General features: G+C 69.2%; 18 protein-coding genes and 3 pseudogenes. 12 read left to right on the forward strand and 9 right to left on the reverse strand.

The window, feature by feature from the left end; all coding sequences use genetic code 11:
• Together ACTWQJ_RS11165 and ACTWQJ_RS11170 are read right to left on the reverse strand one after the other, a co-directional pair.
• Positions 1 to 1733 (reverse strand): heavy metal translocating P-type ATPase (locus ACTWQJ_RS11165; protein ID WP_443306473.1); only part of this gene is annotated, 1733 nt, incomplete at its 3' end.
• Between the two features lie 89 nt (positions 1734 to 1822).
• Positions 1823 to 2095: a heavy-metal-associated domain-containing protein gene (locus tag ACTWQJ_RS11170; protein ID WP_443306474.1), complete on the reverse strand. Its 273-nt coding sequence runs from the start codon at positions 2093 to 2095 to the stop codon at positions 1823 to 1825.
• 173 nt (positions 2096 to 2268) lie between these two features.
• Between ACTWQJ_RS11170 and ACTWQJ_RS11175 the strand changes: the two genes are divergently transcribed.
• The 3 genes and pseudogenes from ACTWQJ_RS11175 (at position 2269) to ACTWQJ_RS11185 (ending at position 4998) form a co-directional block, all read left to right on the forward strand.
• A complete protein-coding gene (locus ACTWQJ_RS11175; protein WP_443306475.1) occupies positions 2269 to 3258 on the forward strand; it encodes a hypothetical protein in 990 nt (329 codons plus the stop codon).
• A gap of 527 nt (positions 3259 to 3785) precedes the next feature.
• A pseudogene (locus ACTWQJ_RS11180) lies at positions 3786 to 4621 on the forward strand (PLP-dependent cysteine synthase family protein); the annotation flags it as partial.
• 173 nt (positions 4622 to 4794) lie between these two features.
• A complete protein-coding gene (locus tag ACTWQJ_RS11185; protein ID WP_443306476.1) occupies positions 4795 to 4998 on the forward strand; it encodes a hypothetical protein in 204 nt (67 codons plus the stop codon).
• On the opposite strand, the gene ACTWQJ_RS11190 is transcribed toward ACTWQJ_RS11185, so the two are convergent.
• The gene (locus ACTWQJ_RS11190; protein WP_443306477.1) at positions 4977 to 5624 is read right to left on the reverse strand and encodes a TetR/AcrR family transcriptional regulator; all 648 of its coding nucleotides are present in this window, start codon (positions 5622 to 5624) and stop codon (positions 4977 to 4979) included. The two genes, ACTWQJ_RS11185 and ACTWQJ_RS11190, sit on opposite strands and share 22 nt — an antisense overlap.
• A 191-nt stretch (positions 5625 to 5815) precedes the next feature.
• On the opposite strand from ACTWQJ_RS11190, the gene ACTWQJ_RS11195 reads away from it, so the two are divergent.
• The 4 genes and pseudogenes from ACTWQJ_RS11195 to ACTWQJ_RS11210 all read left to right on the forward strand — a co-directional run bounded on the left by ACTWQJ_RS11195 (position 5816) and on the right by ACTWQJ_RS11210 (position 9604).
• A complete protein-coding gene (locus ACTWQJ_RS11195) occupies positions 5816 to 6136 on the forward strand; it encodes an MFS transporter (protein WP_443306478.1) in 321 nt (106 codons plus the stop codon).
• Positions 6028 to 7329: an MFS transporter gene (locus tag ACTWQJ_RS11200; protein ID WP_443306479.1), complete on the forward strand. Its 1302-nt coding sequence runs from the start codon at positions 6028 to 6030 to the stop codon at positions 7327 to 7329. Before ACTWQJ_RS11195 ends, ACTWQJ_RS11200 begins: the two co-directional genes overlap by 109 nt.
• The gene (locus tag ACTWQJ_RS11205) at positions 7326 to 8762 is read left to right on the forward strand and encodes an MFS transporter (protein ID WP_443306480.1); all 1437 of its coding nucleotides are present in this window, start codon (positions 7326 to 7328) and stop codon (positions 8760 to 8762) included. The genes ACTWQJ_RS11200 and ACTWQJ_RS11205 overlap by 4 nt, the downstream gene beginning before the upstream one ends.
• A 400-nt stretch (positions 8763 to 9162) precedes the next feature.
• Positions 9163 to 9604, forward strand: a pseudogene (locus tag ACTWQJ_RS11210) (cupin domain-containing protein).
• 277 nt (positions 9605 to 9881) lie between these two features.
• Here the strand turns inward: ACTWQJ_RS11210 and ACTWQJ_RS11215 are convergent.
• The 3 genes and pseudogenes from ACTWQJ_RS11215 to ACTWQJ_RS11225 form a co-directional block, all read right to left on the reverse strand.
• Positions 9882 to 10025, reverse strand: a pseudogene (locus ACTWQJ_RS11215) (transposase); the annotation flags it as partial.
• A 525-nt stretch (positions 10026 to 10550) separates the two neighbouring features.
• Positions 10551 to 11270 (reverse strand): DUF2218 domain-containing protein, encoded by a 720-nt coding sequence (locus ACTWQJ_RS11220; RefSeq protein WP_443306504.1) that lies wholly within the window; start codon positions 11268 to 11270, stop codon positions 10551 to 10553.
• A 336-nt stretch (positions 11271 to 11606) separates the two neighbouring features.
• Complete coding sequence (locus ACTWQJ_RS11225) at positions 11607 to 12023, reverse strand: cupin domain-containing protein (RefSeq protein ID WP_443306481.1); 417 nt, start codon at positions 12021 to 12023, stop codon at positions 11607 to 11609.
• A 340-nt stretch (positions 12024 to 12363) separates the two neighbouring features.
• On the opposite strand from ACTWQJ_RS11225, the gene ACTWQJ_RS11230 reads away from it, so the two are divergent.
• From ACTWQJ_RS11230 to ACTWQJ_RS11240, 3 genes are all read left to right on the forward strand, one after another.
• A complete protein-coding gene (locus tag ACTWQJ_RS11230) occupies positions 12364 to 12825 on the forward strand; it encodes a DUF6153 family protein (RefSeq protein WP_443306482.1) in 462 nt (153 codons plus the stop codon).
• 89 nt (positions 12826 to 12914) lie between these two features.
• Complete coding sequence (locus ACTWQJ_RS11235) at positions 12915 to 13592, forward strand: DUF305 domain-containing protein (protein WP_443306483.1); 678 nt, start codon at positions 12915 to 12917, stop codon at positions 13590 to 13592.
• Between the two features lie 131 nt (positions 13593 to 13723).
• Complete coding sequence (locus ACTWQJ_RS11240; RefSeq protein ID WP_443306484.1) at positions 13724 to 14590, forward strand: F510_1955 family glycosylhydrolase; 867 nt, start codon at positions 13724 to 13726, stop codon at positions 14588 to 14590.
• 129 nt (positions 14591 to 14719) lie between these two features.
• On the opposite strand, the gene ACTWQJ_RS11245 is transcribed toward ACTWQJ_RS11240, so the two are convergent.
• The 3 genes from ACTWQJ_RS11245 to ACTWQJ_RS11255 all read right to left on the reverse strand — a co-directional run bounded on the left by ACTWQJ_RS11245 (position 14720) and on the right by ACTWQJ_RS11255 (position 17249).
• Positions 14720 to 15130 (reverse strand): four-helix bundle copper-binding protein, encoded by a 411-nt coding sequence (locus ACTWQJ_RS11245; protein ID WP_443306486.1) that lies wholly within the window; start codon positions 15128 to 15130, stop codon positions 14720 to 14722.
• Between the two features lie 469 nt (positions 15131 to 15599).
• Complete coding sequence (locus tag ACTWQJ_RS11250) at positions 15600 to 16508, reverse strand: DUF5134 domain-containing protein (protein ID WP_443306487.1); 909 nt, start codon at positions 16506 to 16508, stop codon at positions 15600 to 15602.
• A gap of 150 nt (positions 16509 to 16658) precedes the next feature.
• Complete coding sequence (locus ACTWQJ_RS11255) at positions 16659 to 17249, reverse strand: TetR/AcrR family transcriptional regulator (RefSeq protein ID WP_443306488.1); 591 nt, start codon at positions 17247 to 17249, stop codon at positions 16659 to 16661.
• A 124-nt stretch (positions 17250 to 17373) separates the two neighbouring features.
• Here ACTWQJ_RS11255 and ACTWQJ_RS11260 point away from each other — a divergent pair, with 124 nt between their 5' ends.
• Together ACTWQJ_RS11260 and ACTWQJ_RS11265 are read left to right on the forward strand one after the other, a co-directional pair.
• Entirely contained in the window at positions 17374 to 17625 is a 252-nt protein-coding gene (locus ACTWQJ_RS11260) for a hypothetical protein (protein WP_443306489.1), read from the forward strand.
• On the forward strand, positions 17622 to 18170 hold the full coding sequence (locus tag ACTWQJ_RS11265) for a hypothetical protein (RefSeq protein WP_443306490.1): 549 nt from the start codon (positions 17622 to 17624) through the stop codon (positions 18168 to 18170). Before ACTWQJ_RS11260 ends, ACTWQJ_RS11265 begins: the two co-directional genes overlap by 4 nt.
• Positions 18171 to 18653 lie beyond the last annotated feature (483 nt).

Raw genomic sequence — 18653 nt, forward strand, 5'->3', positions numbered from 1 at the left:
GTCTCCTTGATGGCGTCGGCGACCTCCAGGACCGCGCGGGCCTCGCCGTCCCAGGCGACGGCGATAGCGGTACGACCGGCCGCCTCGGCTTCGGCCTTGGCGCGCTGCAGGTTCTCCGGCAGGGTGATGACCCACTCGGTGAGCAGCTTCTCGCGGCCGACGAGGACCGCGTGGCCCTCGACGATGCCCTGGACACCGAGTCCGGCGATGTTCGCGAAGTCCTCCGGGGCGGGCAGTGTGCCGAGCCGGGCGGCGGCGCCGGAGGCGACGGCCTGGGCGATAGGGTGCTCCGAGGAGTGCTCCAGGGCGCCCGCCAGGCGCAGGACGTCGTCCTCGTCGGTGCCGTCGGCGGTGTGCACGGCGAGCAGGGTCATCTTGCCGGTGGTGACGGTGCCGGTCTTGTCCAGCACGATGGTGTCGACCTTGCGCGTCGTCTCCAGGACCTCGGGTCCCTTGATCAGGATGCCGAGCTGAGCGCCGCGCCCGGTGCCGACCATCAGCGCGGTCGGGGTTGCCAGGCCCAGGGCGCACGGGCAGGCGATGATCAGTACGGCGACGGCTGCGGTGAAGGCGGCGGTCAGACCTGCGCCGTTGCCGAGCCAGAAGCCCAGGGTGCCGAGCGCCAGGGCGATCACGACCGGGACGAAGACCGCGGAGATCTTGTCGGCGAGCCGCTGGGCGGCGGCCTTGCCGTTCTGCGCGTCCTCCACCAGCTTGGCCATACGGGCGAGCTGGGTGTCGGCGCCGACGCGGGTGGCCTCGACTACCAGGCGGCCGCCGGCGTTGAGCGTGGCGCCGGTGACGGCGTCCCCGACGCCGACCTCCACCGGCACGGACTCGCCCGTGAGCATGGCCGCGTCGACGGCGGACGAGCCCTCGACGACCACGCCGTCGGTGGCGATCTTCTCGCCGGGCCGTACGAGGAACCGGTCGCCGACCTTCAACTCACCGGTAGCGATGTGCTCTTCACGGCCGTCGCGCAGCACGGTGACGTCCTTGGCGCCCAGCTCCAGCAGTTCCTTCAGCGCCGCTCCCGCCTTCCGCTTGGACCGCGACTCGAAGTACCGGCCGGCCAGGATGAAGGCGGTGACGCCGGCCGCGGCCTCCAGGTAGATGTTCCCGGCGCCGTCGGCGCGGGCGATGGTGAGTTCGAAGGGGTGCGTCATGCCGGGCGTCCCGGCCGTGCCGAAGAACAGGGCCCATAGCGACCACAGGAATGCCGCCGACGTGCCCACCGATATCAGCGTGTCCATGGTGGCGGCACCGTGCCGGGCGTTGGTCCACGCGGCCTTGTGGAAGGGCCAGGCGGCATACGTCACCACGGGTGCCGCCAGCGTGAGCGAGAGCCACTGCCAGTACTCGAACTGCAGCGCCGGGATCATGGCCATCGCGATCACGGGGGCGGCGAGCGCGACCGCGGTGGTCAACCGCTGACGCAGGGGCCGCAGTTCGTTGCTTTCGTCCTGAGCGGGGCCGCTGCCGGCTTCCGGCACGGTGCGTACGGGCTCGGGCTTGCGTGCGGTGTAGCCGGTGGTCTCGACCGTGGCGATCAGGTCGGCGACGGCGACGTCCTCGCGGTAGGTGACCTTGGCCTTCTCCGTGGCGTAGTTGACGGTGGCCTCGACCCCGTCCATGCGGTTGAGCTTCTTCTCGATCCGGGCGGCGCACGAGGCGCAGGTCATGCCGCCGATGGCGAGTTCGACCTCGGCGGCGCCGGGCGTGGTGGTGGTCATGTCTGCTCCTCGGAGCTCACGGACGCGATCTGCAATGGGGGAGGAGTGGCGGGGCCTGTCGGCAGGGCGGCCCCGCCGAGGCTTGTGGGTCAGACGGCCACGCGGCCGACGAAGTCGTATCCGGCCTCGTCGACGGTCTTGGCGATCAGTGCGTCGAGCGCCTCGTCGGGCTCGGTGGCGGTCGTCACGGTGACCAGGCCCGTGCCGATCTCGACGTCGACCGCGGTGACCTCGTCCAGGCCGCCCACCGCCTTGGCGACGACGTCCTGGCAGTGGGCACTGCCGACGCCGTCGACCTTGTAGGTGGTCTTGATCTCCGCGTTGGTGTGGCAGCTTCCGTCGGGAGTGCAGCAGTTCGACATGGGATCCTCCACAGCTAGTGACTTATACCCCTGGGGGGTATGAACAACGGTTTCATGTATACCCCCCTCCGGTATGCGAGGCAAGGCGTGTTCCGGCTTGACTTCATACCCCCTAGGGGTATGTTGAGCTGTGTCGGTCGCACGTCGAGCGGCCGCGAGATGAGGAGTTGACCATGAACACCGGACTGCGGATCACCGTCTTCGCCGCCGCACTCGCCACGACCTTCGGCGCCGCCTATGGCGTGGGCGGCGCGGTCGACGCGATCTCGCCCGAGCCGGAGAGCGGCACCCACAGCGGCCCTGAAGGCCACGCCGCCGGGCACGACGAGAAGACGGCGGCCGGGCACAACGAGGCGAAGGAGGGAGGTCACGAGGCGGCACCGCCAGCAGGCCTCGAGATATCCCGGAACGGCTACACGCTCGACCTGAAGACCCCGCGCCTCGAGGCCGGCAAGAAGGCCGAGCTGCGCTTCTCCGTCGTACAGGACGGGACTGGGCGCAAGGTCACCGCGTACCAGCGCGAGCACGACAAGGAGCTCCACCTGATCCTGGCCTCGCGCGACCTGACCGTCTACCGCCATCTGCATCCCGCTCGGGCCGCCGACGGCACCTGGTCCACCCCCGTGAACCTCCCCAAGGCCGGCGACTACCGCGTCTTTGCCGACTTCAAGCCCGAAGGCGGCCAGGCGCTCACCCTCGGCGCGGACCTCGCGGTGTCCGGAACGTACGAGCCCGCTGAACTACCCGAGCGCAACACCACCGCGAGGACCGATGGTTACGAGGTGAAGCTCGACGGCGACCTGACGCCCGGCAAGGCCAGTGAACTGACGCTGACGGTGACCAAGGACGGCAAGCCGGTCCGTGACCTCCAGCCGTACCTGGGTGCCTACGGCCACCTGGTCGCCCTGCGCTCCGGCGACCTCGCCTACCTGCACGTCCACCCCAACGGCGAGCCCGGCGACGGCGAAACCCAGCCCGGCCCCGAGGTCTCCTTCACGGCTACGGCGCCCAGCGCCGGCGCATACCGCCTGTTCCTGGACTTCCAGCACAAGGGCGAGGTGCGCACGGCAGCCTTCACAGTGCATACGGGCGGTGCAGTGGACGAGCCCGAGAAGGCCTCGCAGACCAAGCCCGTCGAGGGAGAGGCCGGACACGCACACTGAGGCGCGCGGCCCTGACCGGGCTCCGGTGCGGGGCCGCGCCCGAATTCGGCGGCCGAATAAAGGCCGACATAGGGGGCGAGATGGGCGGCGGTCGGGAGGTTGCCGTCGCGTCGTGCTGACGGCGCACGGGCGTGAAGACGCTACGTCTGGGCGTCGCCTGCACACTCGCCGCAGCAAACAAGCCATTGGCCTGACGGGGTAACCCGATGTTTCAGGATTGATGGCATCGCCCTGCTGTGCAGCGTCGGTTCGCGAATCGACCAGTGCCGACGACGCCTCAACCGTGCGAGTGCCTGCCGCTGGTAGGCCCATGGACGGTGCCTCACCTGCGGCGCTGAGAGCAGCCTCCGTGGTGCAGCAAGTCCAGGAGTACGGAGTCATCCAACCGGCCCTTGCTCGCAGCCGGTCGACCTCGTCGGCTGCCGCGTGTCCAAGGCCTGAACGCGGACCTGTGGTCCGCCCTGTCGCCATGGAGCGCGAGATGAACCCTGCACCGTGCATTCATCGAGCGAGAGTGAAAAACAGATATGCAGTCATTGACCAAGGCCGGGTCGGGCCAGTCCGCCCTGTCCGGGCTGGTGGGCAACACCCCGCTGCTACAGGTGTCGGAGCCGCTGGCCCCGGCCGGGCGTGGCTTCTGGGCGAAGCTTGAGGGGTTCAACCCCGGCGGCATCAAGGACCGTCCGGGGCTGCACATGGTGGAGCGGGCTCGGGCCGTGGCGACCTGCGGCCCGGCGGACGGATCATCGAGTCCACGAGCGGCACTCTGGGCCTGGGGCTGGCGCTGGCCGGGATGGTGTACGGCCACCCGGTCACCCTGGTCACCGATCCGGGGCTGGAGTTGTCCATGACCCGGCTGCTGACCGCATACGGCGCCCAGGTCAACGTCGTCTCAGAGCCCCATACCACGGGCGGCTGGCAGCAGGCCCGCCGCGAGCGCGTACAGCGACTGTTGGAGCAGCACCCCGGCTCCTGGTGCCCGGACCAGTACAACAACCCCGACAACGTCGCCGCCTACACCCCGCTGGCTCTTGAACTCGCCTCCGAGACGGGTCACATCGACGTACTGGTATGCAGCGTCGGCACCGGCGGCCACTCCGCGGGCGTCTCCCGAGTCCTGTGCCAGCTCTACCCGGAGCTGACCGTAGTCGGCGTGGACACGACCGGTTCGACGATCTTCGGCCAGCCCGCCCGGCCCCGGCTGATGCGCGGACTCGGCTCCAGCATCTACCCCCGCAACGTCGCCTACGAGCAGTTCTCCGAGGTGCACTGGGTCGCCCCGCACGAGGCCGTGTGGACGTGCCGCCAACTGGCCGCCTCCCACTACGCCACCGGCGGGTGGAGTGTCGGCGCGGCCGCGCTGTATGGCCTGCACCGCACCGGCCGACTGGCGACTCCACCCGCCTCCGAGCCGCTCTCCGCCACCGTCTGACTCACCGGCCCTCCGGGCCAGGGGCGGGGAAACAACAAGTGTCCCCGCCCCTGGGGTGTCGCGTCCGCCCGAGCCCGGCGGACATTCGCCAGGCCACTGCGGCCGTGTCCGCACCCGGCAGCGGCAGCGCGCTCCTGCTGCCCGTGGCCAGCGAGGACACGGTGTGGGAACTGGTCCGTGCCGGAGTGCTGTTGCCCCGCAAGTCCATCTCGTTCGGCCCCAAGCCGACGGCCGGTCAACTGGGCCTTCGTAGCGCCGGTCCGGTGCCCTCGACGCGGATGGGCCGCTATGTGCTCCGTGGGCCGTAGTGGTCCAGGAACATGTCGACGCCGCTGGTGATGAGACGGACCGTCAGGTCCTCGTCGATGTGCGTGCCGTAGGAGCTGAAGACCATGTGGGGGAAGACCAGAAGCCCGTAGAACTGGATGATCGCCACCTGCAGGTCGGGGATCTCCAATCGGCCTTGCTCGGTGAGGGCCCGCAGGGCGTTCGCGACGGCGGGGTGGTGGCTCTCCGTGGCGCGGTGTCTCCAGGCCTCGCCCAGTTCGGGGAAGCGGTGGAGCTCAGCGGCGACGAGGTTGCGTAGAGCGGTGACCTCGTGGTTGGTGCGGACGGCGTGGACCCAGGCGCGGGCCGCCTCGATGAGGGCGGCCCGCAGGTCCTCGGCCTCGGCCAGGCCCTCCAGCGCGGCTGACGACTCACCGGCGAGAGGCTCGTCGAGTGCGTCTGTGATGACCGCCGTGAACAGGGCTTCCTTGCTGCCGAAGTGGTTGTAGACGGTCACCTTGGACACACCTGCCTCGGCGGCGATGGTGTCCATGCCCACGCCGAAGCCGTCCCGTAGGAACAGTTCGCGGGCGGCCCGCACGATGGCCTGCCGTTTGAGCTCCGCGCGGGGTCCGCTGGGGGGCCGTTTGACGCTCTCCACGCTCATGAGTCGACCCTAGCACCCATCTGAACTGTACGGTTGAGTTCATATGAACTGAACAGTATGGTTCATATGGGAGCGTCGGTCGAGCGAGGCCGTGCGCGAGAAAGGGAACTTCGTGCCTTCCGTGACTCATCGGGTGACCGCCTCACCGCAGACCGCCGGTCCGGCGATGGCTCACCCTCGCCGTCGTAAGCGTGAGCCTGCTGGTCGTCGGGCTCGACACCACCGTGCTGAACGTCGCCCTGCCCACCCTTGTCGGCGAACTCGGCGCTTCCACCAGCCAGTTGCAGTGGATCGTCGACAGCTATGCGCTGATGTCCGGCAGTTTGGTGCTGTTCTGCGGCAGCCTGGCGGATCGGCTCGGCCGCTGGGGGCACCCCCGGCCGGAGGCTGGGGGAGGATCTTCATGTCCGGCCTGGCGCTGTTCACGGCGGCGTCCGTCGTCGCCGCGTACGCCGGGTCCGTCACCACATTGGTTCTCGCGCGCGGAGCCATGGGCGTCGGCGAGGCGCTGATCATGCCGGCCACGCTCGCCGTCATCGGGAACGTCTTCCCGCGCGGTGCCGAACGCACCAAGGCGATCGGCATCTGGTCGGCGGCGGTCTGCGTCGGGACGGTGATCGGACCGATGGTCGACGGCTGGCTGCTGAGCCACTACTGGTGGGGACCGGTGTTCCTGATCAACCTCCCCATAGGCATCGCAGGCCTGATCGCCGCCGCCCTGCTGGTGCCCAACTCCCGCGCTCCCGAGAGCGGGCGGCTGGACCCGGCCGGCGCCCTGCTGTCCGTCGTGGCCGTGGCAAGCGTGCTGTGGGCGGTCATCGAAGGGCCCGACCGCGGCTGGACGAGTTCCGCCGTGCTGGCCGCCTTCGCGGCGGGCGCCCTGCTGCTCGCCGTCTTCGTCGCCTGGCAGCGCCGGGTCGCGTCCCCGATGCTGCCGCTGCGGCTCTTCGGGCACCGTGCGCTCGCGGCCGGTGCCCTGTTGGTCCTGTTGGGCGCGTTCGCGCTGATCGGCACGCTGTTCGTGGCCGTGCAGCACTTCCAGTTCGTCCTCGGGCACAGCCCCGGGCAGACCGGGGTGCGGCTCGGCCCCGCCGCGCTCGCGCTGCTGGTCGCCGGACCACTGGCGGGCGTTCTCGCGCCGCGCCTCGGCATGCGCACGGTGTCGGCCGTCGGACTCGCCCTCCTGTGCGCCTCCGCGGCGGTGCTCGCCGCCACCGGGGCGGCGGACGGCTACGGCCGGGCTCTCGTGGCCCTGTTGCTGCTGGGCGTGGGCGCCGGATTCGTCATCACCGCGACCAGCGATGCCATCGTCGGCTCGCTGCCCGAAACAGACCTCGGCGTGGGCTCGGCCACCAACAGCGCCGCCATCCAGCTGGGCGCGGCGACCGGAGTCGCCGTCATGGGCAGCCTGCTGTCCGACCGATACCGCAGCGAACTCGACGACATCCCCGCTCCTGTTCCCGAGAGTCTCCTCGACTCCGCCAAGGAGTCCCTGGGTACCGCGCTCGCCCTCGTCGAGCGACTGCCGGGCGAGGCCGGAGCCGCCTTCGCTGAAGCCGCCCGCCACGCGTTCGTCGACGGCATGGGGCCGGCGATGTTCGCCGGGGCCGGTGTCACCGCGGCGGGCGTACTCCTCGCTCTCCTGCTCGCTCCTTCCCGTGGCGCCAACCCGACCGCATCCACTCGCCCGAAGGACCCGTCATGACCCACTCCGCAGCCGGTGCGCCGCACACGGCCGAACACGACCATCACCCGCCCGCCGACCCGCGCCGCTGGTCGGCACTCGCACTGATCTGCCTCGCGCAGTTCATGCTGATCCTCGACGTCACCGTCGTGAACGTCGCCCTCCCCGACATGGCGGCCGACCTCGACCTCGGCCGGGAGACTCTGACCTGGGTGGTCACCGCTTACACCCTCTGCTTCGGTGGGCTGATGCTGCTCGGTGGCCGGCTCGCCGACGCCCTCGGCGCCCGCCGCACCCTGCTCTCCGGACTCGCCCTCTTCACCGCCGCCTCACTGGTCACCGGTCTGGCCGAGAACGCCCCGACGCTGCTCGGCGGCCGGATCGGCCAGGGCGTCGGCGCAGCCTTGCTGTCCCCGGCCGCACTGTCCCTCGTCACCACGACCTTCTACGGCACCGAACGCAACAAGGCGCTCGGCGTCTGGGCGGCGATCGGCGGCACCGGCTCCGCGGCCGGCGTGCTGCTCGGCGGAGCCCTCACCGACGGGCCCGGCTGGGAGTGGGTGTTCTACATCAACGTGCCGGTCGGGCTGCTCCTACTGGTCGCCCTGCCCGCCTTCGTCCCGGCCCGTGCTCCGCAACCCGCACGGCTCGACATCCCGGGCGCACTGCTCGTCACCGCGGGCACCGCCGCCCTGATCTACGGCCTGGTCAAGGCGGGCGACACCGGCTGGGCGGACGCCTCGACCCTGCTGCCGCTGGCCGGTGCGGTGTTCGCGTACGCGGCCTTCGCGGCGGTCGAACGGGCCGGCCGGGCCCCGCTGATGGACCTGCGGATGTTCACCCGGCGACCAGTACTCGCCGGGGCCTTCCTGATGCTGATCGCCACGGCCCTGCTGATCTCGTTCTTCTTCCTGGGATCCGTCCATCTGCAGCACGTCCGGGGCTTCAGCCCGCTGAGGACCGGGCTGGTGTTCCTGCCCGTCGCCGTGGCCACCGGTATCGGCGCCCACCTCGGGTCCCGGCTCGTCGGCCGGATCGGCAGCCGCCCGACCGCTGTCGCGGGCATGGTCGTCACGGCCGTCGGAAGCATCCCGCTGACCCGGCTGTCGGAGACCGGCAGCGCGTACGCCGGGCTCCTGCCCGGCTTCGTGATCGCCTCCCTCGGCATCGGCGCCGTGTTCGTCACCGCCACGACCACCGCGCTGGCCATGGTGGAGCACCGGGAGGCGGGACTCGCCTCCGGGGTCGTCAACACCTTCCACGAGGTGGGTGGTTCGATCGGCGTCGCCGTCGTCTCGACCGTCGCGGCCTCCGGCTTCGAGCGAGGCGCGGTGGGTGGCTTCGCCGACGCGTTCACGGTGTGTTCCGTGGCGGCCGCTGCCGGCGCCGTCGTCGCCCTGGGCCTCGTACCGCGCGGCAAACCGCAGTCGACCGGTGGCCCGCACGTGCACTGACCAGGACGGCCGCCGGCCAGGAGCGTCCAGCCCCGGCGGTCCTCCGGGGTGCCGGGAGCCGCAGAGGCGCCGCCCTGCAGCTTATGGCCACGGGTGCCTCGACTCAGTGGGCGTGCCCGTCCTCCGCGTGTGGGTCACAGCATTCATTGACACCATCCCGAGCGACCCACCTACCCAGCCTCTCCACAGCGAACAGCCCGGCGGCCTCGGCAGGCTTCTGCCAGGCGAAGCCGACCTTCACAGCCCCCGCCAACAACAACGGTCACAGCCACGGACGGCCCGAATCGGCGCGGCCTGCACAGCCGGGCCGCGCCGTCACAGATCCACCATGCGTCCGGTCATGACCAGTAATACGGTTTTTAGATCCCGCCCTCGATGGCCTTGAGGAAGGTGCGACACCATGTCGGAGAACGCACAGCACAGCCACAGTCATGGAACCGGTGGCGAGGACGGCCCGAGCTGGACCAAGGCGGCGAAGGTGCTCCAGGACGCCTCTCCGATCACCGTCCCCGAGGGCGCCTCGGCAATGACCGTCCACATCGAGTGGGACCCCGGCGACCCCGGCACCCCGCCATTACGGCCCGGCGTTCGGCTACGTCATCAAGGGCGCGGTCCGCTTCGAACTCGAAGGCGAGCCCGAGCGTATCGTGGAGGCCGCCAGCACATTCTGGGAACCGGGTGGCGACGTCATCCACTACCAGGACGGCAACGCCCTCACCAACGCCAAGACCGAGTTCGTGGTCACCATGATGTGCGCGCCGGGCAAGCCCATGCTCGAACTCGTCGACGAGGAGGAGCTCAAGCAGCGCGCCCACCTGCGCGCCCCGCGGCCGACCGCCTGACCCGTAACCACACGCCGGCCGTGGCGTGAGCCGCCCCGGCGTCGGCCGACCGGATGCTACACAGGGATGCCGCGCCCGCCCTCTCCTGAACACCCCCTTGGCTCTGGCCGCGGGTAGTGCCGTGCAGGCATGCCGTTCGATGAGCTGATGGCCGAAGCTGCACCGAGTTTCGCAGAAGAGCGCACTCGCCGCGTTGAGGATTTCGTTCGCCCGCCTCAACTCCGCTTTGTCCTGGCTGAGTTGCCTTAGCTCCTCACGCTCCGCTGTGGCCAGCCAGTCATCTCGTTCCCCGGCATCCGCATCGGCCTGGCGGACCCCAGCCGCGAAGGGTCTCCTTGTGGATTCCCAGGTCCTTGGCGACGTGCGCGATCGCGCGGCCGGTGGTGCGCACCTCGCGGACGGCCCGCTCTCGCAGCTCATCCGGGTATTGCGTGGTGCTGGTACTGCTCGTGGTTCTCTTACAACCGCTGGCTCAATGACTCGAGTGCCGCTGGGTGATCAGGCAGCAGGCGAGTTTGAGGAACACTTCGTGCATGTCCGCTCGTCGTTCCCAGCGCACCCGCAACCGGCGGAAACCTGTACGCTGCCGCCACGCTTGCCGCGCTGACCGAACTCGTCGCAGGGGACAGGCGACCCGGTGGCCGCCATCCGCACCCAAGCCGAGGGCTCTGTGTCCTCGCTGCCGGAATCATGCCCACCGGGCTGCGGGCGGTCGATGTGGTGGCCGACCGCCCGCACGCAGAATGCCTGTGCAACCGTCACTGTGCACCGAAAAATTGCCAGATGGACCCCCCCGAGGACTCATCCACAAGTCCGGGCTCGCCACCTAAATGAGCCAACGCAACCCATAAACCCTTGCCTCCAGCGCAGATTCGTTACTACCCGGCCTTGTAGGAAGCCCCGTGGCGTTCGGTGACAGCGATGACGGGCCTTGGCTGCTGCGCGGTCAACGAGCTTTGCGAACTTTGCTGCGGCGTATGAAGAGGCGGCCGAGGACATGGAGCAGACTGATTGCCAGGACGGTTCCGATAGCCCAGTGCTTCCACGGACCGGATGTCAGCAGAAGTCCGCCCAGGCCGAGGTGGGCGGCCACGACCAACGCGATGACGGCTATGAGGCCGAGCGTTGCCCGGCGTCGGGGACGGGCCACGGCTTTCTCCGCCGGGACGGGAGTATCGGTGGCGGGATCCTCGGGCTGGTGATCGGCGGCTTCGGCCTGTTGCCAGGTGACCTGCAGCGCATCGCGCTTGCCGGTCTTCTCCAGGCGTCCGGCGATCAGGTGCTGGACGCGCTGGAGGCTGTCCTGGTCGGTGGCTTCCACACGGAGTGTCAGCCAGTCGGGGCCGACTTGTAGGGTGCACCGGCCCCCGTCGACGTCGATGGTCCCGCGTGTGTCGGACCATTCGACGTGCTGGATCTGAGGCGGTGCCGTGCCGTCGTGGTGCAGGCGAGGCCGGTGGCGCACGTGGCCGCCCATCGTGCTGAGGTCCTTGCACAGGTGTGTCAGGTACCGGCTCGGGCGGTCGGTCCGGACGTGGGCTTCGGCGCTCGGCATAAAAGTCCTTGTCAGGGAGTGCATTGAGGATTGCACGGTGTACAGATGGGGGTGAGGCGGCCAGCCGGTCTCCAAGGCCGCTCTGGTCGGCGGTCGCTGAATCGATGGCATCGGCCCGCCGGCCGTCGACAAATGCGGCCCAGGTGTCGTCCCTGCCAACTTCCGTATCGGCCCGCTTCACTGGCCGGGCCGCTGGTCACCGGGGCCGAGCGTGCCCTGGCGGTCGCCTGGCCGGGTGACGAAGCTCCGCCCGTTGATGAAGGGGCGGGCAGGCCTGGTCGTTCCGCTCAACGTGGTCGGGGGAGCTGCCAAAGAGCTCGTACGGGCTTTGCACTGCGCCCGCCAGGCCCGCGACACCCACTCCAACCCTCCCGGAGCCGCCTTCCGATGAGGAGCGGAACGGCCAGGTGGGGAGGCCGGCCCCCGGTCGGTCTCCCCACCTGATCGTCACGGGCGAGGTGCCCGGCGGTCCCGACGCTCCTCGAGCTCTTCCGCGCTCACCGGTATGACCACCGGCTGCCCAGGCACACCGAGGATCGTGGCAAGGTACACGGTCTCGCCGTCCGAAAGGTTGTTCCCGCCCTGGTAGTGGATGACATCACCTCCCGGCTCCCAGAACGTCTCCCCGGCCTTGATGACGCGCTCCGGTTCGCCCTCCAGCTCAAAAATCATCTCGCCCTTGACCACGTACCCGAACCCGGGGCCGGTGTGGCGGTGCGGCGGGTTACCCGGACTGCCGGGCGGCAGAGTGATCCGGACGGTCGTCGCCTCGGGGTTGTCGGGCACCGGCGGCTTGGGAACTGACGCAAGAACCTCCACCGTCGGCGGCGGAGGAGGAGTCGTCTCGGGGTTGTCGACGCTCATGATGAGGAACCTCACCTTCTGCGGTTGGTACTAATCCTCATCCGTAAAGACAAGGCAGCGCGGTGCTCTGTGACAGCCGAAGCACCCGTCAACATCGGTGCTCGTGCTGGATGACCAGCAACCTGGACCGTTCGAATGGCAGGGCTGTCATGCCTTCGCCCATCCGGGCACGTGGGGCCTTCCCGTAGAGCGGCAGGCGGTCCTGACGGTGTATGGACGCCATTCCAGGGCGGTGCTGTCCAGAGCCGTCAATTGTCAACACCACGCACTAGTGGCGGCGGTCCAGTGCCAACTCACTTAGTAATATCCCAGTAGGTCGAGTACGGAGGGCAGGCTGAGCATGAGTGGGCGGCTGCGCGCAGGTGGGGCCTTCGGGTACCTCCTGCTGGTCGTCATGCTCACACTGGGCGTGTTCGCCATGCACACGCTGGGCCACCCGGAAGAGTCGTCCGGGCATGGCATGAGCGGCGCCGTACCTGCTGTCGCAGATGGGCACATGGACGGCATGGCCCAAGAGGCCGCAGCCGCCGAGGCCCCGGCACGGTCCGAGGCGATGGCCGAACACGGGACCGCGGCGTCGGCTGCTGCATTGCCGACGCACGAGCTCCCGAGCGGCATGGACCTGATGTCGGTGTGCGTGGCGGTGCTCACCGTGTGGCTGCTCGGGCTGTTCCTGCGTGCGGCGGTGGCCCGTCGGCGAGAGCGGGCGACCGCCCTTCTCGCTCGGTCGATGGCTCTGGCGCACCCCAGTACTCCACCGCCAAGAGCACTCCTCTCTCAGTTGTCAGTTCTGCGGATATAGGCCGAACCTCGCACGGCCCGTTCGGCGCTGCCCGCGCAATCGCGTACGCCACTACACAGCCAGAACTGACTACATGAGGTATTTCGCACATGACTGCCTACAAGCACGCCTTGAACCGTCGCCTACGCCGCCGTCTCGCGATGGTGGGCGCCATCACGGCAGGCGGGCTGCTGCTCGCCGCCTGCGGCGGGAACGGCGTGGAGGGCATGGACCACGGGAGCGGCAGCTCCGCCTCCGCCACGTTCGCCCAGGCGGCGGGTGACAACCCGGCGCCCGGCGCGTTCAACGACGCGGACGTCACGTTCGCGCAGATGATGATCCCGCACCACGAACAGGCCCTGGAGATGGCCAAGCTCGCGGACGGCCGGGCCTCGGACGCGGAGATCAATACTCTGGCCGCGGACATCGAGAAGGCCCAGGATCCCGAGATCCAGACCATGAAGTCCTGGCTGAAGGCCTGGGGCAAGCCGGAGTCCGCCGAGGAGGGCATGCCCGGCATGGACCACGGGTCCGGCGGCATGGACCACTCCCAGATGTCCGGAATGATGTCCGATGAGGACATGAAGAAGCTCGAGGCCGCCAAGGGCACCGAGTTCGACCGGATGTTCGCGGAGATGATGATCGAGCACCACAAGGGCGCGATCACCATGGCGGAGGACGAGCAGAAGAACGGCCATAACGCCAGGGCCAAGAAGCTCGCCGCCGATGTCGTGAAGAACCAGTCCGCCGAGGTCGAGAAGTTCGAGAAGATCCTCGACCGGCTCTGATCCGCATCACCCACTGACCGCCCAGGGCTCCGGGGCACGCACCCGAGGAGCCCGAGCGGTCACCTCCCCATGCTGGCATGACCGTGATCGGCGGTCGCCGCTCCAGTGCACCCGTACGCCCCCGAGGAATCATGAACAAGCGACCTTCCGCCGTGGCAGCCACTGCCCTGGCTCTCGCCCTCACCCTGGACGCATGCTCCGACAGCGGAGACAGCGCAGACTCGACCGGCTCGTCCGCCGCTTCCGTGACAGCCGTGAGTCACATCCACGGTATCGGTCTGGACCCCGCCGACCAGCACCTCTACGTCGCCACCCATGAAGGCATCTACACCCCCGACATCAAGGGAGATCCCGAGCTGGTGGGCGACAGCAAGGACGACTTCATGGGCTTCACCGTGGCCGGCGACAAAACGTTCTACGCCAGCGGCCACCCGACCTCTGGCGGCAACAAGGGGCTGATCAAGAGCACCGACGCGGGCAAGACCTGGAAGTCCCTGTCCTTGTCCGGCGAGTCCGATTTCCACGCCCTGGACTTCGCCCACGGCACCGTCTACGGCTACGACGCCACCAACGGCCTGGTGCGCACGACCAAGGACGGCGTCTCCTGGAAGGATGGGGCGCGGCTCGAAGCCCTGGACATAGCAGTCAGCCCCACGGACCCCGGCGTCGTCCTGGTCACCACCGCCGGGGGAGTCGCCCGAAGCAGCGACGGCGGGAAGACTTTCACCCAAGGGCAGGAGCCGGTGATGGCTTTGCTGTCCTGGACCGCGAAGAACGCCCTCTATGGCATCGACACCTCCGGCGGCCTGAACCTCAGCACCGATGGCGGCACCACGTGGAAGAAGGTCTCCACCGTGCCGGGCGGCCAGCCGCAGGCGCTCACCGCTGTCTCCGTCGAGCATGTCCTTGCCGCCACTCAGACCGGGGTGTTCGAGTCGAAGGACGGCGGCAAGACGTTCAAGAAGCGCCTGGCCGTCGCGTCGAGCGGCGGCCACTGATCCGCAATGGTCTGGCCTGAGTAGTTGAGGCGCAGGCAATCCCGGCGAGATTGATCTTGCGATGAATGAACCCCGGCGAAGATGCTCGCCGGGGTCTGATCGCTCGCGGCAGTCGCGAGATGGGGTATGTCAGCCCAGGGAGGTGATCAAGTCGTTGCACGCCTGTTCGCAGCGGCGGCAGGCTTCGGCGCACACGCGGCAGTGGTCGTGCTGGCCAGCGTGGCGTTCGCACTCGTCACCGCACGCCTTGCAGACGGTGGCGCACGCCTGGAGGATCGCGCGGGTGATGTTGGCGTCGTAGCCAGTGTGGCGGGAGAGCACGGCGGCGGTGGCGTTGCAGATGTCGGCGCAGTCCATGTCGGTACGGATGCATTTGGTCAGCTGCCCCACCATCTCTTCCGACATGCAAGCGTCCGCGCACGCGGTACACGCCTGCGCGCAGGCGATGCATTCCTCGATGCAGCGAGCGAGCTTCTCGCGGTCCACGTCGCCCAGGTCGGCGGGGTAGGTGTCGAGCATGTCCTTGACCGCAGTGGTCATGGATACCTTCAGGGATTCGCTTCGCGTCTCATGCGGCGATTGCCGCCTTGTACGCGTAACACCAGGGAGGGTGCGGGAAACCGTCTGCGCGGCCCGCGGCCGCCGGTTGGCCCGGAGCGGGCAAGCGGATGGCGGTACAGCGGGTTCGTTCGATCTCGTTGTGGCGCACTCACTTCGCCGGCGCTTCGAGTTGGCGGGGTACGGAACCTGCCGCAGTTCCTTGATGTCCGGATGTAGTTGTAGAGGGTGTCTGGGAAGACGCCCAGCAGCTTGGTGATCGAGGCGATCGAGCTGCCAGGGGCGGGCAGGAGGTCGCGGGCTGCGCGGAGGACTCTTTGGTTGCGACGGCGGGTCGCCCGCCGATCCGGCCGCGGGCGGCGGCCAGGCCCTCGTTGGTGCCGATGCCGCTGAGTTCGCGGATGAACTCCACCGGGGTGCGGCGTAACGCCGGAGGGGCGGCGACGGACGTTCAGGCAGCCATCATGACGAGCATGGCGCACATTGTGCCGCCCATGCCGATGTGGGCCGTCAGGGCCGCGCCCGGTGACGTGCCCGGCGGGCGACGGCGGCTCCGGTTGGCCGCTGCCGCGTGTGCCCGGTGCTGGTCGCCCCCCAGCCGGGCCTTGTCCCAGGCGGAGATGGCCAGGGACGCGGCGAACACCACGATGGCGTCGGGCAGGGCGAGAAGCCGCCGCGTCCAGCGGCCCCTGCCCGCGCTGCGGCCCGCACCCGCCCGCCGGTCGGTGCCGCGGAGCCGCGCCCACACGGACGCGACGATCGAGAGCAGGAAGTACACGGCGAGTGCCATCAGGACGACACGCCACACAGAAGTGGAGTCTCCCGCCGCGGCGCTCTGGGTGGCGCCGGTTGTCATGTCGTAGGCGGTCATTCCCGAGGGGTGGTCCATGCCCTCCATCCCGGCCATGCCCGCCGTCTCCGCGGCGTCGGTCGTCCCGGCGGATCCGTGCCCGTGTCCGTGATCCATGCCGGCCATCGAGTGGCCGCCCAGAGCGAGGATCGGCTCGGAGTCGGTGCCCGGCATGGCCAGCGTCATGATCACCATGGCGGCACTGCCGATGACGTGATGCGCCCAGCGGCGGCCGCGTCGCCAGCCCTGCAGCCGAGCGTGGCGTACGGACAGGGCCACGCCGCCGAGGCCGACGACCGTGAACGCCGCTACCCACCACAGGCTGTGGTCCCCGAAACTGGCCGCCGTCGCGGGCAGGAACATCGCGGCCATGCCGCCGGCCATGACGAGGTCGCCTCCGGCCGCGAACCGGGCCTCTCTGCTGTCGGCTGCGGCCAGTCGGGCCGTGCTCACCACGGCCACGAGTGCGGCGACCGCCGCCAGCGTCCAGTTCAGGGCCGGACTTCCCATCGCTGCCCTCCGCATCGACCGGCCGTCGCCGGCGCCGTATTCCGCGGGCGCGTCGACTTCCGTCGTCCTCTGGCTGTTGTCTACGGATGTCCTTAGTACGTAGTGGTGCCAAGAGGCGTTCAGCAGAAGGGAGTTTCTTCCCTGGGTGCGTCACTGCTGTGGAGAACGCACGCCGGCCAGGGTGACCGTAACCAGGCGCCGCACGGCGGCCTCGGACGGCAGGGCTCGTGCGGCCGCCAGGGCGCTGAGGCAGTAGCGCGTGAGTTCGGCGGGCGGGATGTCGTCCCTGACGTCGCCGGCCTGTGCTGCCTCGGTCAGCAGGTCCTGAACCATGTGGTGAAGGTGCCGGTGCGCGTGGGCCAAGTGGCTACCGCTGTGGTCCCGGTGCAGGAACGCGCCCAGATCCGTGTCGTGGCGGCCATGGGATTCATGGGTGATGAGGGCGTAGGTCTCCAGCACCGCATCGAGGCGCGCACGTGCCCCGTAGGTCCTGTCCCGGACTTCCGCCAGTCGGGCGAGGTGACCGGCGATCTCGCGCGCGTGCCAGGCGTGCAGGATCGCTTCGACGTCCGGGAAGTACTTGTACAGCGTGGCTCGCCCGATACCGACCTTCTCCGCGATCTGAGACATGGTCACCGACAGTGGGCCGTTCTCGGCCGCCAGGGCGGCGGTGCTGTCCAGGATGGCGTCGCGCACTTCGCGGCGGTGCGCCTCGATCGTCTCGTTCCACAGCTTCGGCACGCAGAAAGCGTACGTGACGCCGATGAAGAGACGCTATGGATTGACAGTGACGAAGTGTATCGATAAATCTGGGGTCGTTCGAAGGGCAAGCCGCCCAGGCGTAGGTGAGGCAAGGAGAGCTCTCATGGTGGATCCGCCCCAGGAGCCGGACACTTGCGACAAGACCGGTGAGATTCCCGCCCGAACCCCGGCTGCGGGGATGCCGCGCTGGGTCAAGGCGTCCGGGCTCATCGCGCTGATCGTGGTCCTTCTCTTCGTGGTCATGCTGCTGGTCAAGGGACCGGGTGACCACGGTCCGGGCCGTCACTTCGGGGGACAGGCGCCGCTCGTCGGTGTCACGGAAACCGTCGGACCGGATACAGGGGACATCGGATGACCATGCCGCCCCGCCTGCGCAAGCTGGCCCTCATGGCGCACGTCACGTCCTCGGTCGGCTGGCTCGGCGCGGTCGTCGCCTTTCTCGCCCTGGCGGTGATCGGCATGACCAGCCAGGATCCCGCGACAGTACGCGGCGCCTACCTCGTGATGGAGCCGGCCGCCTGGTACGTTCTCGTCCCCCTGGCCTCTGCCTCGCTGCTCACCGGCGTCGTCCAGTCCCTGGGTACGCCCTGGGGCCTCTTGCGGCACTACTGGGTGCTGTTCAAGCTCCTGATCAACGTGGTCGCCACCGGGGTGCTGCTGATCTACATGGGGACGTTCAGGTCCATGGCGCACATGGCCGCCGATCCGGAGGCCGAGCTGTCGTCGGTGCGCAACTTCTCTCCTGTGCTGCACTCCGTGCTCGCGCTGGTCGTGCTGGTGCTGGCCATGATCCTTGCGGTGTACAAGCCGCGGGGCGTCACCCCGTATGGGCAGCGAAAGCAGCAGGCGCAGCGCGGGAGCCGCAGCGCGCCGGGTGTGGTGTCCGTGCCTCAGATGTGAGGGCACCAGGGCGCCACCGCTGACGGGCTCCCCCGCTGCGCCGGGAGCGACGCTTACCCCTGGGAGCGCCAGGACCGTGAGTCTTCTCAGGCGTTCGAGGCGTTCGCCGTGTACCGCGACCTTGGCGCGGCGCGGAGTGTCACGAAGGTCGCACACGAGTTGGGCAAGTCACGGACGCTGCTGGGCCGGTGGTCGAAGGTAGTACGCCTGGGTGATGCGCGCGGCGGCGTACGACGGTGACCAGGATCGCTTGTTCCTGGCCGAGCAGCGACAGGCTCGGCGAGATATCGCGCGTCGGCACGCGAAGTTGGCGCAGGCGTTTCTCGGTAAGGCCGTCGCACGACTCCAGGGGCTTGATCCGCGGGAGTTGAGCCTGAGCGAGCTGCTGCGGCAATTCCAGGCGCCGCGGAGATCGAGCGTCGAGCTGCTGGCGTGGAGTCAGTGGGCGCCGATACGTCGAGCGAATCAGAGGAAGCAAACGTC

Source organism: Streptomyces sp. KR55, from assembly GCF_052245645.1.
Classification (GTDB): Bacteria; Actinomycetota; Actinomycetes; order Streptomycetales; family Streptomycetaceae; genus Streptomyces; species Streptomyces flavusporus.